This is a genomic window from Methylobacterium sp. CM6247 (genome assembly GCF_054817925.1).
On record NZ_JBTXKX010000003.1, the window covers coordinates 3,609,318 to 3,623,017 of the forward strand.

Annotated in this window: 12 protein-coding genes; 5 read left to right on the forward strand and 7 right to left on the reverse strand. The window is 65.8% G+C overall.

The annotated features are described in order from the left end of the window. The first annotated feature begins 3 nt into the window (after positions 1–3). Positions 4–1,554 (forward strand): exopolyphosphatase, encoded by a 1,551-nt coding sequence (gene ppx / locus ACYQOP_RS17915; RefSeq protein WP_210348393.1) that lies wholly within the window; start codon positions 4–6, stop codon positions 1,552–1,554. 94 nt (positions 1,555–1,648) lie between these two features. Here the strand turns inward: ppx and ACYQOP_RS17920 are convergent, their stop codons facing one another. From ACYQOP_RS17920 to ACYQOP_RS17935, 4 genes are all read right to left on the reverse strand, one after another. Then, a complete protein-coding gene (locus tag ACYQOP_RS17920) occupies positions 1,649–2,914 on the reverse strand; it encodes a pilus assembly protein TadG-related protein (RefSeq protein ID WP_461223321.1) in 1,266 nt (421 codons plus the stop codon). Then, a complete protein-coding gene (locus ACYQOP_RS17925; protein WP_207412012.1) occupies positions 2,911–3,294 on the reverse strand; it encodes a TadE/TadG family type IV pilus assembly protein in 384 nt (127 codons plus the stop codon). The genes ACYQOP_RS17920 and ACYQOP_RS17925 overlap by 4 nt, the downstream gene beginning before the upstream one ends. A 396-nt stretch (positions 3,295–3,690) precedes the next feature. Beyond that, a complete protein-coding gene (locus tag ACYQOP_RS17930) occupies positions 3,691–5,133 on the reverse strand; it encodes an acetamidase/formamidase family protein (RefSeq protein WP_461223322.1) in 1,443 nt (480 codons plus the stop codon). 238 nt (positions 5,134–5,371) lie between these two features. Further along, positions 5,372–7,705, reverse strand: coding sequence for an NADP-dependent malic enzyme (locus tag ACYQOP_RS17935; RefSeq protein ID WP_281435339.1), 2,334 nt, complete (start codon positions 7,703–7,705; stop codon positions 5,372–5,374). 84 nt (positions 7,706–7,789) lie between these two features. Between ACYQOP_RS17935 and ACYQOP_RS17940 the strand changes: the two genes are divergently transcribed. Together ACYQOP_RS17940 and ACYQOP_RS17945 are read left to right on the forward strand one after the other, a co-directional pair. Further along, the gene (locus ACYQOP_RS17940; protein ID WP_461225371.1) at positions 7,790–8,413 is read left to right on the forward strand and encodes a CatB-related O-acetyltransferase; all 624 of its coding nucleotides are present in this window, start codon (positions 7,790–7,792) and stop codon (positions 8,411–8,413) included. A gap of 61 nt (positions 8,414–8,474) precedes the next feature. Continuing rightward, entirely contained in the window at positions 8,475–8,726 is a 252-nt protein-coding gene (locus ACYQOP_RS17945; protein ID WP_056424187.1) for a DUF3297 family protein, read from the forward strand. An 80-nt stretch (positions 8,727–8,806) separates the two neighbouring features. On the opposite strand, the gene ACYQOP_RS17950 is transcribed toward ACYQOP_RS17945, so the two are convergent. The 3 genes from ACYQOP_RS17950 to aspS are packed head-to-tail and all read right to left on the reverse strand — an operon-like array spanning position 8,807 to position 11,808. Next, positions 8,807–9,103 carry a hypothetical protein gene (locus ACYQOP_RS17950; RefSeq protein ID WP_311275210.1) on the reverse strand — a complete coding sequence of 99 codons (297 nt, stop codon included), beginning with the start codon at positions 9,101–9,103 and terminating at the stop codon, positions 8,807–8,809. After that, entirely contained in the window at positions 9,100–9,969 is an 870-nt protein-coding gene (locus ACYQOP_RS17955; protein WP_207412007.1) for a glycosyltransferase family 2 protein, read from the reverse strand. Before ACYQOP_RS17955 ends, ACYQOP_RS17950 begins: the two co-directional genes overlap by 4 nt. A gap of 24 nt (positions 9,970–9,993) precedes the next feature. Further along, positions 9,994–11,808, reverse strand: a complete 1,815-nt coding sequence (aspS, locus tag ACYQOP_RS17960; protein WP_461223323.1) for an aspartate--tRNA ligase — start codon at positions 11,806–11,808, stop codon at positions 9,994–9,996. A 188-nt stretch (positions 11,809–11,996) separates the two neighbouring features. Here aspS and ACYQOP_RS17965 point away from each other — a divergent pair, with 188 nt between their 5' ends. Together ACYQOP_RS17965 and rnd are read left to right on the forward strand one after the other, a co-directional pair. Further along, positions 11,997–12,416, forward strand: coding sequence for a hypothetical protein (locus tag ACYQOP_RS17965; protein WP_056424195.1), 420 nt, complete (start codon positions 11,997–11,999; stop codon positions 12,414–12,416). Between the two features lie 94 nt (positions 12,417–12,510). Beyond that, positions 12,511–13,662 carry a ribonuclease D gene (rnd, locus tag ACYQOP_RS17970; RefSeq protein ID WP_056424197.1) on the forward strand — a complete coding sequence of 384 codons (1,152 nt, stop codon included), beginning with the start codon at positions 12,511–12,513 and terminating at the stop codon, positions 13,660–13,662. Positions 13,663–13,700 lie beyond the last annotated feature (38 nt).

Genomic DNA, 13,700 nt, shown 5'->3' on the forward strand with positions numbered 1-13,700 from the left:
GTCATGGGACTTCCTCGTGACGGCAGGTCGGGTCTAGGCTTCACGACTCAAGGAGATCCCGGCGTGCAGGACCGCGTGGAACCGGTGGCGATCATCGACATCGGCTCGAATTCCGTGCGGCTCGTGGCCTATGACGGTCTGAACCGCGCGCCGACGCCGCTCTACAACGAGAAAGTCCTGTGTGGGCTGGGCCGCAACGTGTTCAGCACGGGCCGGCTCAACGAGGAGGCGGTCCGGCGCGCGCTCAGCGCGCTCGCGCGCTTCCGCATCCTCTGCGAGACGATGAAGGTCGGCCGTGTCTTCGTGCTGGCCACGGCCGCCGCGCGCGACGCGCAGAACGGCCCGGAATTCCTCGCCGCGGCGGAGGCCGCCTGCGGCCACAGGATCGAACTCCTGTCCGGTCGGCGGGAGGCCGAGCTCTCGGCCCTCGGCGTGATTTCCGGGTTCCACACGCCGGACGGGGTCGTGGGCGATCTCGGCGGCGGCTCCCTCGAACTCGTGGACGTACGGGGCGCCACAGTAGGGCAGGGCGTGACCATGCCGCTGGGCGGCCTCGCCCTTCAGGACCTGTCCGGCGGGTCGGTGAAGAAGGCCCTCAAGATCGCCCGCGAGAACCTCGCCAAGGCGGCCCCCCAGTTGGAAACCCTGCGCGGTCGCAGCTTCTACGCGGTCGGCGGCACATGGCGGGCGCTGGCCCGCCTGCACCAGGCAGCGCGGGGCTACCCGCTCCACGTCATGCACGGCTACAGCATCGAGCCGTCGGACGAGCTGAGCTTCCTCGAAGTGGTCGAACGCACCGACGCCGCCCTGCTGCAGGACGTGGAAGCGGTCTCCGAGGCGCGCAGGCCCCTTCTCGCCTACGGTGCCGTGGTGCTGGAGGAGATCATCCGCGTCGGCCGTCCGCGTGAACTCGCCATCTCGGCGAGCGGCGTCCGCGAGGGCCTGCTCTACGAGCAGCTCGACCGCGACACGCGCCTGACCGACCCGCTTCTCGCGGCGGCGGCGGAACTCAACCGGCTCCGCGCCCGCTCGCCAGGCCATGGCGCCGATCTCATCACCTGGACCGACCGCTTCGTCGCCACCCTCGACGGACCGGAAACCGCCGACGAGCGCCGCCTGCGCCACGCCGCCTGTCTCCTGTCGGATATCGGCTGGCGCGCGCATCCCGATTACCGGGGCGAGCAGAGCATCAACATCATCACCCATGCCGCCTTCGTGGGCATCGACCATCCGGGCCGGGCCTATCTCGCGCTGGCAGTGTATTTCCGTCACGAGGGCGTCGCTGCCGAGAAGGCGAGCCCGATGCTGCGCAGCCTCGCCGGACCACGCCTGTTCGAGCGCGCCCGGCTCCTCGGCGCGCTCCTGCGCATCGCCTTCCCGGTCTCGGCGGGGATGGAGGGAGCCCTGGCGCGCCTGCCCCTCCTCTTGGACGATCGACGGGTGACCCTGACCCTGCCGGCGGACCTGGCCGCGCTTCCCGGAGACCGCCTCCTCAACCGCGTCCGCGGTCTCGGTCGGATTCTGGGGATGGAGGGGCGGATCGCCTGTCCCTGACGTTTTTCAAACAAGCGCCGCCGGGCAGGCCTCTCGACACGAGGGGTTCTCAGGACAACGGCCGTGAACGGCGCGGGCTCACGTCCGTGACCTGTCACCGGACGAGGCGAGTAGTCCCCTTATAGACGTTGTTGCTGCAATTCGCGTTCGGATTCGAGGCGCGATACTTCGAGTCGTTGTCGAGTTCGAGGCGGGACACGATGATACGAATGCAATTGGCCTCCCATACGACGTCGTTCTCGAACTCGACCTGACTGCTGGGGGCATAGATCGTCCCTTCGGCCGAGGCACCGAACTTCGAGTAGATGTCGTGATCGTGGGTGTTTCTTTTATCCGACCAGAGAACCATTCCCGCGTAAGGTCCCGTCGTCGGGGCCTTCAGCTCGAAGCTCGTCTTGCTGTGGAAGAAGATATCGCTCCCCAGCCCATCCATATAGATGATTACGTCATTGCCTTTGATCGAAGCCCCGTTCTTCAGCGTGAGCGGTCCCTTGATGACATAGACTCCTGGTGATAAAGTCACGGACGCATCGTCGATCGTTAAGCCTTTGCAGAAAGCAAAGCTTGGTTCGATCGTTTTTGCTGCCGTATCTTTATTGATCAACTTGGCACCCCCGCAAGTCTCGTTGACCGGAGGAGCCAGCGACGCATAAGGATCTGCGACCGGTACGGCTCCCGTCATGGGAGCGGGTCGTACAGTTGCCGTGCTGTGCATGCCGACCCCGCCGACGACGCGGATGCTGCTGACGTTGACGTAAGACGAGCTTCCGATCTCCAACGCGGAATGATGCTTCGAGTTGACCTGCACGCCACAATCCGGCGCATCGATCTGTGCTCCGGGATCGATGTCGAAAGCATTGGAATGATCCGGATGGAGGATCAGGATGCACATCGGATTGGCGAGTGCGATCGCGCTCGCGGAGATCTCCCAGAAATCAGAGCCGAAGAGCTTCGCGAACGAGGTCTTGAAGCTGTTTCCCTTGGCCGTCGTTCGCGATGCCGTGACGCGTACGGCATTGGCGTTCTCGTCGACGGTGAAGGCGCCGTTTTCCCACTTTCCGAACTCCAGATCGGCATTGGTGACGAGTTGATCGACGGTCGGCCGGTTCTGCCGCGCATAGAGCTGCGCCGTCGCCAGGGCCGCGCTCCGGTCCGCCGCCCCGATGTAGCTGGCCGTGGCGAGAGCCGCGGCCTCGGCGCTGGTCATGAGAGTATTCTTCTCGAGGACCGCCGCTCCGAAATCGATGACGAGCCCCCCGACCCCCACCATCACCGGTAGGACGAAGGCAAAGATCAGGGCGACGTTTCCGCCGCGGCCTGCCGAAAAGGCGCGGATATGGGAGGGGCGGAGTTTCATCATTCCGCCAGACTGCGCATGACGGCCCGCGACGTGACGCCGGCCGAAAAACCGCCGAACGGTGTGATCTTGGCCATTTCGGCCTTGGTGATCTCAATGGTGACGACGACATCCCGGTCGGCTTCGTCCCCTTTGGTGGCGGGATCGATATTGGCCGTTGCGACGACGCCGGGATCGTCCAGAGAATGAGATTCAGCGAACTGCTTTGCCTCCGCAGCGGTCATGTATCCCACCGCCACGCCACGTGCGGCCTCCCGCGCATAGGTCGAGATTGTGGTGTGGGTCCGTATAAAGATTGCGACGGTAAAGAACGCCCCCAGCATCAGAAGCAGAACGGGTGCGATCAAGGCGAATTCGACCGCCGATACACCTTGGCGATCCATGATGAGGGATCGAGTTTGCCGAAAAAATCCGCCAACTCCGCCGGTCCATACCATGCTAAGATACGCTCTGCTATCGAGTACCAAACTCATCCAGCATAAACACAGAATTGTTAATTGATTTATCTTGATTAATAGGTACTTTGTAGGCAAAAGCAGAATCTATTATGTAGTCAGCCGCCGTGGTGGGAGCCGAAATTCCGCTATGCCGATGCGGTCAGGCGATCGCGTCGCAAGGGAGCCGGCGCCGAACGGGCCTGTCAGGGGAGCCCTGTCGGGACACAAGCTGGCCGAACGGCCTAGTCACCCCCCCGGAGAGGTCCAATACGGGCAGCCTCCGTCATTGCCGTCGTCTTCACGAGGCGACGACCGGAAATTCCGGCCGCTGCCTCGGTGTTTTCACGCCGGCCTGTCCGCGAAGATCGCCTTCTTGACGATGGCGTGGACGCCCCAATTGCCGTCCACCACCTGGGTGATGCCAAAATCGACGGCGATGGACATGAGCGAGATCGCCTCGTCCTCGGTGAGCCCCTTCGCCTGCATCAGGAAGGATCGCATCTTACGGAAGGCGTCGCGCATGGCGAGGTCGATGGAGGATTTGGCGAAGATCTCGCTCTGCGCCTCAGGGCCGAGATCGGCGAGGTAGTTCGGGTAACTGAAGCCGGACAGCACCCAATCCTCCGATGTCTCGATCATCGGGAAATCGAGGGATTCGAGCGCGGTACCGGCTAGGTCGGCCTTCTTGTGCAGGATGAACTGGAACGTGCCGGTGAGCGAGCATTCGATGGCTGTGCCGCAGAGTTCCGAATCGCCCTGGCTCGCATGCGGGTCGCCCACCGAGAACAGGGCGCCCGGCACTGCCACCGGGTAATACATCGTCGCGCCCTTGCCGATGCGCCAATTGTCGATATTGCCGCCGGTGTAGCTCGGTGGAATCGAGTTCACCATGTCGGCTTCCTTGGGCGCGAGGCCCATCGTGCCGAAATGCGGGCGGATCGGCACGCGCACCCCCTTGAGCACGTCGAAGTTGCGCTGTGTCTTGGTGTGGTCGACGGGGATGCCTGGATAATCGATGGTCGGATGCGCTACGCCGAATGGATCGGTGACGCCAGGCCAGCGAAAATTGTAGACCGCCTTCGCCCAATCGCGCGCGCCGGTAGCGTCGACCTCGTAGATGGTGACGACCTCGCGCGACCGGTCGCCGGTGATCATGTCCTTGTAATGGTAGCCCCACCAGGCGGCGGCGTTGCTGCCGAAGCTGCGCCCTTTGAAGGCGGGGTTGGCGCAGGGGCGCGGCGCCACGTCGAGGATGCGGACCTCCAGCACATCGCCGGGCTCGGCGCCTCGGATCGCCACCGGGCCAGTGCAGATATGCACGCCGAGCCCTCCGCCCGGTCCGAGCGGGCCGGTCTCCGGTCCGGCGCCCCGGCGGGCCACGCCCTTCTTCTCCTTGGTCCAGAGGAATACGCTCTCGGCACCGGGATCTCCCGTCACCATGCGCTCGGCATCGTCGTTGGCGTGGTGGGTCAGGGTCTCGATCGTGACGTAGTCGCCGGAAGCGATCTCGACCTGAGGCTTCAGCAGCTTCGAGAAATAGCCCCAATGCACCGTCTCGGCCGTTGCGGGCAGATGGTAATGCGCCGTCTGTTTGATGCCCTTGGCACTGGCTTGCGCCAGGGCAGGGCCGACGAGGGACAAGCCACCTGCGGCCAGTGCCGCGGCACCGCCAGTCGCGACGAATCCGCTCTTGAGAAAGGCACGCCGCTCGGGCGCGAGATCGCCGAGGAACCGCTGCCGATGTTCGGCAAAATGCGTGCAGTTGGGATCGTCACCGAGGCACATGGACTTCTCCGATGGGAAGGCTCGTCCTGAGTCCTGTATGCAATCCGTCGGCCAAGGAGTTTCCTCCGGATTGGGCGGCTGCTTCGGCGCCATGGGCCCGGCCATCGCCTACGGCGAGCGACACGCCTGATCCTCTCCCCAAGCGACAGGGACACGACAAAAAGGCCCCCGGACCATTCGATCCGGGAGCCTTTGCGATGACGATGCCGGAAGGTTCGAGACGACCGGCCAGGGCGTCCTATTCCGAGAGCGGGGTCACTCCCGGCTCGGCCGCGGCCGCCCTCGATTCCACGGAGGTCGCTTGCGCTTCCACCACCGCTGCAGCCGTGACGTTGACGATGCCCCTCGCCGTCACGGAGGGCGACAGGATGTGAGCGGGCTTCGCCGGTCCGATCAGGAGCGGCCCCACCGGGAGAGCGTCGGCGAGGACCTTCGAGAACTGGAAGGCGATGTTGGCCGCATCGAGATTGGGGAAGATCAGCACGTTGGCCGCCCCCTTGAGGGGTGAACCCGGCAGCACCCGATCACGGATCAGGTCGGACAGGGCACTATCGGCCTGCATCTCGCCATCCACCTGAAGTTCGGGCTTGCGAGCCTGGATCAGGCCCAGCGCGGTGCGCATCTTGATGGCCGAGCGAGAATCGGACTGGCCGAAATCCGAATGACTCAGAAGAGCGATCTTCGGCGTCATGCCGAACCGCGAGACATGCCCGGCGCAGGCCACCGCCACATCGGCGATCTCCTCGGCGGTCGGATCCGGACGGACATGGGTATCGGCCAGGAAGAACGCGCCCTTCTTCGTGATGACGAGGCTCATGGCTGCAAAGTCGAGCACGCCCGGCGCGAGACCGATCACGTCGCGGATCACCCGCAGACGTGTCTCGAACCGGCCCTCCAGGCCGCAGATCAGCGCATCCGCCTCGCCCCGGCGCACGGCGACCGCGCCGATCACCGTGGAATTCGTCCGCACCAGGGTGCGGGCGGCGTCCGGGGTGATGCCGCGCCGGCCCGCCGCCTCGAGATAGGTGGCGACATAGTCCCGGTAGCGCGGATCGTCCTCGGGATCGATCAGGTCGAAATCGGTGCCCTGCTTGATCGAGAGCCCGAAGCGCTTGATCCGGGTCTCGATGACTCGCGGGCGGCCGACCAGAATGGGCCGGGCCACCTGATCCTCGACGATGGCCTGGGCGGCGCGGAGCACACGCTCGTCCTCGCCTTCGGCGTAGATGACGCGCTTGGGCGCTTCCTTGGCCTTGGAGAAGATCGGCTTCATGATGAAGCCCGAGCGGTGGACGAACCGGTCGAGGCTGTCGGCATAGGCCTGGATGTTCTCGAGCGGACGGCCGGCGACGCCGGAATCCATCGCGGCCTTGGCCACGGCCGGCGCGATCCGCAGGATCAGGCGCGGATCGAACGGGCTCGGGATCAGCGAATGCCGGCCGAAGGGCCGGGCCTCGCCGCCATAGGCGCGGGCGACCACGTCGGACGGCGTCTCACGGGCGAGCGCCGCGATGGCCTTCACGGCGGCCTGCTTCATTTCCTCGTTGATCGAGGTGGCGCCGACATCGAGGGCGCCCCGGAAGATGTAGGGGAAGCAGAGGACGTTGTTGACCTGATTGGGGAAATCAGAACGCCCGGTGCAGATCATCGCGTCGGGGCGCTTCTCCTGCGCAAGGTCCGGCATGATCTCGGGGTAGGGGTTGGCCAGCGCCATGATCAGCGGCTTCTCGGCCATCTTCTCCAGGTATTCCGGCTTCAGCACGCCACCGGCCGAGAGACCGATGAACACGTCGGCACCCGGAATGACCTCGGCCAGGGTCCGGGCCTCGGTCTCCTGTGCGTAGACGTCCTTCCAGCGATCCATCAACTCGGTGCGGCCCTTGTAGACCACGCCCTTGATGTCGGTGACCGTGATGTTCTCGACACGGGCCCCGAGCGACACGAGCAAGTTCAGGCAGGCCAAAGCCGCCGCACCCGCGCCCGAGGTCACGATCCGGACCTCCGGAAGCTGCTTACCGGCGAGTTCGAGGGCGTTGAGCACACCCGCCGCGACGATGATCGCCGTGCCGTGCTGGTCGTCGTGGAAGACGGGGATGTTCATCCGCGCCCGACACTGCTCCTCGACCTCGAAACACTCGGGAGCCTTGATGTCCTCGAGGTTGATGCCGCCGAAGGTCGGCTCGAGGGAGCAGACCACGTCCACGAGCTTCGACACGTCGGTCTGGTCGACCTCGATATCGAACACGTCGATATCGGCGAACTTCTTGAACAGGACGGCCTTGCCCTCCATCACCGGCTTCGAGGCCAGCGGGCCGATATTGCCCAGGCCGAGCACGGCGGTCCCGTTGGTCAGCACGGCGACCAGGTTCTGGCGGATGGTGAGGTTGGCCGCCTCCTGCGGATCCTCGTAAATCGCCATGCAGGCGGCGGCGACGCCGGGCGAGTAGGCCAGCGCCAGATCTCGCTGGTTGCCCAGCGGCTTCGTCGCCTGGATCTCGAGCTTTCCGGGCCGGGGTAGACGATGGTAGACGAGGGCTCCGGACTTGAGATCGTCAGACATATTGTCGCCCATGAGCCTCACTCCCTCACTGACGGGCCTTTTCGGCTCCGCCGGACTCTCCCGCCGGACGTCGGGATGCGTTGGTTGACGTCCCTGTTGCACCGCCTGCGGAGTGGGCGCAACCCGCACAACCAAACCCGGATCCACCTCGAGAAATTGGTGAAAACTTACGGTTTCTCCATCGGGGAATACTCCTACGGCCGTCCCAAAGTGCGGTTCCCGGAAGCTGGGCGGCACCTTACGATCGGGCGGTATTGTTCCATCGCCGACAAGGTCGAGATCCTTCTCGGGGGCGGGCATCGCCTCGACTGGGCGACCACCTATCCTTTCGCGGCCATGGCAGGGCTGTGGCCGGGGGTGGACGCATCGGTCGATGACCAGGCATCACGCGGCGACGTGACGATCGGCAGCGACGTCTGGCTCGGCTCCGGTTGCCTGATCCTGTCGGGCGTCACCATCGGACATGGAGCGGTGATCGGGGCCCATGCCGTCGTCTCCCGCGACGTGCCGCCCTATGCGGTGGTCGTCGGCAATCCTGGCCGGGTGGTGCGCTCCCGCTTCGATCCGGGTCTGGTGGCGGGCCTGTTGGAGACGGCTTGGTGGGAGCTCGATCCCGCAGCGATCCGCCCGCTCGTGCCGCTGCTCCAGAGCGATCGTGTCGCCGAGTTGATTGCGGCCGCGCGCGCGGCGCGGGCGGCCGGCGTTGCGGGCGCCGTCTGAATCCCTTACCCGGACTGTTTCATATCCACACTGACGATCGATCGACTTCAAGGCACAGACGATGTCCGACACGCCTCCCGACCGCCTCGCGGTGAACCCCAACAGCCCGTTCTACAACGAGGCCATCCTCGAACGCGGCATCGGCATCCGTTTCAAGGGCGTCGAGAAGACCAATGTCGAGGAATACTGCGTCAGCGAGGGCTGGGTCCGCCTGTCGGCCGGCAAGACCCTGGATCGGGCCGGCAACCCGATGACGGTGAAGCTGAAGGGCCCGGTGGAGCCCTATTTCCGGGACGACGCAGCGGAAGGCTGAAGGGGTCACCCCGACGCCGTGTCCAATGGGAACGGCACCGGCTCCCTGATCGCGGGACCTTCACCGCGATCCGGCGGGCCTTAGCCCTCCCGCTTCCGGCACTCTCCCGCGTAATTCCTCAGGGCCTCCGCCACCAGGGCGTCGATCTGACTTTCTGTCTTCGGCTGGCGGATGACGAGACTCGTCACCGAATCCGGGTGGTTCGCCCGCTGCTTCGGGGTTCGCGCATGGTTCGAGACGCGCAGGGCGAAGACGCTGCCCTCCGGCTTGAGATAGACGCTGTCGCCGCGCGTGTTGCGGGCGACAATCAGGAAGCCATGTGACGCGACGCCGGCCACGGCGCGTGCCAGGGCGTCCGTTGGATTGAGCAAGGTCATGCCAGCCCTTCCTGCGCGAGAGCCGTGCGGCCACGAATAGCGGCGAGGGCGCCCGCGGCCGAACCGGCATAGCGTTCGAGCAATTGCCGGCGGAAGCTCAAGGAGGCCAGAGCTGCCTTCGGGGCGTTCACGGCAAGCATCCGGGGGCTCGGATCGGGCAGACCATATTTGCGTGAAACGTAGGCCCGTGACCAAGCCTGGTGCCAGCGGGTGCGGAAGACCCGGCCCGGCTCAGGCGCGGACGAACGCCCACGCCCATGCAGGGCGACCGCCCCGTGAACATGGACCAGGGAGCGACCGGCATCGGCGACCCGGCGACAGAGATCGTCGTCCTCGTAGAACAGGAAGATGTTCGGATCGAACCCGCCCAGGTCGAGGAACAAGTCGCGCCGGATCATCAGGCAGGCGCCCGACAGGAAGGGCACACAGGCATCGCCCTCGGGCAAGGCGCGGTTGCCCGGCGGATTGGTCAGATAGGGCGCGAGCAGCGAGCGCGGCTGGTAGAAGAAGCGCCCGTCCGGCTCCATCAGGCGCGGCGCCAGCAGCCCCGCATCGGGATAGGCGGCGGCGGCCCGCAGCAGGGCATCGACCGCTCCTGCCTGAACCACGATGTCCGGGTTGAGAATGAGCACGCGCTCGGCGCGCTCGGCGGCCCGGATCCCGATGGTGTTGGCCCGGCCGTAGCCCTCGTTGCGGAGGTTGCGGACCACTTTTGCGCCGGCCGCCTCGGCGACGCTCGCCGAGGCATCACGGCTCGCATTGTCGACCACGACGGCAGGCACATGCTCCGCCGCCAGGGCCGCGAGGCACGACGGAAGCGCATGGGCGCTGTCATGAGCGACGACGATGGCGACGAGGGAAGGCATCGTGGCCGGCCGGGCGAAGGTTTCTCAGCCCTGCTTCTCCGGCAGGTTGAGACGGATGTGGAGCTCGCGCAGCTGCTTCGGAGTCGCCTCGGCAGGGGCCCCCATCATCAGATCCTCAGCGCGCTGGTTCATCGGGAACAGCACCACTTCGCGGAGGTTCTGCTCGCCGCAGAGCAGCATGACGATGCGGTCGATTCCCGGTGCGATGCCGCCGTGCGGCGGGGCGCCGAGTTTCAGGGCATTGAGCATGCCGCCGAACTTCTCCTCCAGCACCTCCTGGCCGTAACCGGCCAGACCGAAGGCCTTCTCCATCACCTCGGGGCGGTGGTTACGGATCGCGCCGGAGGACAGCTCCGTGCCGTTGCAGACGATGTCGTACTGGAACGCGTTGATGCCGAGGATCTTCTCGGACTCGCTCGGATCGAGGGCGAGGAACTCCTCGCGGTCGAAATTCGGCATCGAGAACGGGTTGTGGGAGAAGTCGATCCGCTTCTCGTCCTCGTTCCACTCGTACATCGGGAAGTCGGTGATCCAGCAGAACGCGTACTGATCCTTGTCGGAGAGGTTCAGCTCGTCCGCGATGCGGATGCGGGCCTTACCGGCCAGAGCCGCGGCCTTCGCCTCGGTGCCGGCGGAGAAGAACACGGCGTCGCCGGCCTTCGTGCCGGTCTTTTCGCGGATGAGGGCCTGGATCTCCGAAGGGATGAACTTGGCGATCGGGCCCTTGCCGGTGACAGTGCCGTTGTCGTCCTCGAAGATGATGTAGCCGAGGCCCGGCGCGCCCTCGGCGCGGGCGAAGTCGTTGAGCTTGTCGAAGAACGAGCGCGACTGCGTCGCCGCCCCCGTCGCCGGGATGGCGCGAACGACCCCGCCGGACTTGATCACGCCCTTGAAGGCCTTGAACTCGACCTCGTCGCGAGCGAATTCGTCCGTCACGTCGGCGATGATCAGCGGATTGCGAAGATCGGGCTTGTCGACGCCGTATTTCAGCATCGCCTCGGCATAGGGGATGCGCGGGAAGGTCTCGGTGACCCGCTTGCCTTCGGCGAATTCCTTGAAGACGTCGCGCAGGACCGGCTCCACCGACTGGAACACGTCCTCCTGGGTGACGAAGCTCATCTCGATGTCGAGCTGGTAGAACTCGCCCGGCGAGCGATCGGCGCGGGCATCCTCATCGCGAAAACACGGTGCGATCTGAAAGTAGCGGTCGAAGCCAGCGATCATCGTCAGCTGCTTGAACTGCTGCGGCGCCTGCGGCAGCGCGTAGAACTTGCCGGGATGCACGCGGGACGGCACCAGATAGTCACGCGCGCCTTCCGGGCTGGAGGCGGTGAGGATGGGTGTCTGGAACTCGAAGAAGCCGCCCTCGCGCATGCGGCGGCGGAGCGAATCGATGATCGCGCCGCGCTTCATGATGTTGGCGTGCAGCTTGTCACGGCGCAGATCGAGGAAGCGGTACTTGAGCCGCGTTTCCTCCGGATATTCCTGGTCGCCGAAGACCGGCACCGGCAATTCGACGGCGGGGCCGAGAACCTCGATGTCGTCGATATAGACCTCCACCGTTCCGGTGGGCAGGTCGGCATTCTCGGTTCCCGCAGGGCGCGTGCGCACGCGGCCGTCGATGCGGATCACCCATTCCGAGCGGGCGAGGTTGGCGGTCTTGAACGCCTTCGAATCGGAGTCGACCACGCATTGGGTGCGACCGTAATGGTCGCGCAGATCGATGAAGAGCACGCCGCCATGATCGCGGATGCGATGGCACCAGCCGGAAAGGCGAACGGTCTCGCCGACGTCGGACGGGCGGAGCGCCCCGCAGGTATGGGTACGATAACGGTGCATGACGGGCTCTTCAGATTGAGCGGCGCACCATTCACGCGAGGGCGGGCAAGTCAAGGCGAAGGCGATCCTACGCCACGCGGCGGAGCCCGTAGGCGGGAGCGGGGACGAGCCCGGAACGGGCATCGTCGAGGCCCTGGAAACGAGGGCGGGACCTTTCGGAAACGAGGGTGAATCCCCATATCAGGTCCATGAATGCAAACGCATTTTTCGATATTCTGAACGAGGCTGCCGCCGCTCCTGCCGAACGCCGGAAGACTGCCGAACAGGGCGAACACAAGCCCGGCGCGTGGCAGGTTCTGCCGCTCGAAGGTCGCTACGAGATCGTCTACGAGGATTCCCGTGGCCTCTGGAGCACGCGGAGCCTGAGCGCGCGAGAGTTGAGGCTCGGACCCGGCCGGACGCTGCTGGGCGGTATCGACCGCGCACGCGGCGGCTATCGCGGCTTTCGGGTGGACCGCATCCGGCGCCTGTCCGAGGAAGGCGGCCCCCGGATGAATGCCGGCATCCTCGACTGGCTTCTCGCCCGTGCCGAGGCCCAGAGGCGCGAGCGTGCCGAACTGGTGCGCAGCCTCGCTCGCCGGAACCGGTCCCGCAAGCGCGCCGCCTGACGAGGCAAGTGCAGCACGGGATGTCGGGGATAGGCGCGCGCGGCGCGAGATACGATCTCGCCTCACGCGTCAACCTCCGATATAGCCGGCTCTCATGGACCTCATAGCTACCACGCCGGCCCTCGCCGAGGCTTGCAGCCGTTTCGCCGGACAGCCGTTCGTTACCGTCGACACGGAGTTCATGCGGGAGACGACCTACTACCCCAAGCTCTGCCTCATCCAGATGGCGGGGCCGGACGGGTCGGGCGTGCTCGTCGACCCGTTGTCTCCCGATATCGACCTCGCGCCATTCTTCGCGCTGATGGCCGACGAGAGCGTGGTCAAGGTGTTCCACTCGGCACGCCAGGATCTCGAGATCATCTGGCTGCTCGGCGGGCTGCTGCCGCAACCGTTCTTCGATACGCAGGTCGCCGCCATGGTCTGCGGCTACGGCGACTCGGTCTCCTACGAGCAGTTGGTCAACGACGTCGCCAAGGCCAAGATCGACAAGTCGTCCCGCTTCACCGACTGGTCGCGCCGTCCGCTCTCGGACGCCCAGTCGAGCTACGCCCTGTCCGACGTGACCCATCTGGTGACGATCTACGAGGTGCTGGCCGGCAAGCTTCTCTCCACCGATCGCGGCGAGTGGCTCGACGAGGAGATGAGCGTCCTGACCTCGCCGGAAACCTACAAGGCCGACCCGGCCCAGGCCTGGCGCCGGCTCTCCGGCCGCATGCGCAAGCCGCGCGAGATCGCGGTTCTGGCCGAGGTGGCGGCTTGGCGCGAACGCGAGGCCCAGACCCGCAACGTGCCGCGCGGGCGAATCCTCAAGGACGAGGCGGTGATCGACATCGCCACCTCCGCGCCTCGCAGCGTCGAGGCGTTGGGACGCCTCCGCTCGATCCCGGCGGGTTTCGAACGCTCGCGCACCGGAGCCGACATCCTGGCCGCCGTGGAGCGCGGCTTTCAGCGTGACCTCTCCGAGATCGCCTTGCCCGAGCGCAGCCGGGGCCGGGGCGGCAACGGCGCCGTGGTCGAATTGCTGAAGGTGCTGCTCAAGGCGGTCTGCGAGGCCGAGGACGTGGCGCCCAAGATCGTCGCCACGATGGATGACCTCGAAGCCATCGCGGAAGACGACGAAGCCGACATCGCGGTGCTGCAGGGTTGGCGCCGGACGCTGTTCGGCGAGAAGGCGCTTGCCCTCAAGGCAGGCCGCCTGGCCCTCTCGGCCCAGGGTGGGCGGATCGTGGTGCGCGCGCTGGATTGATCCAGGCCTCGCGTCCCCCCCGCCTGGGGAAGGGGAGC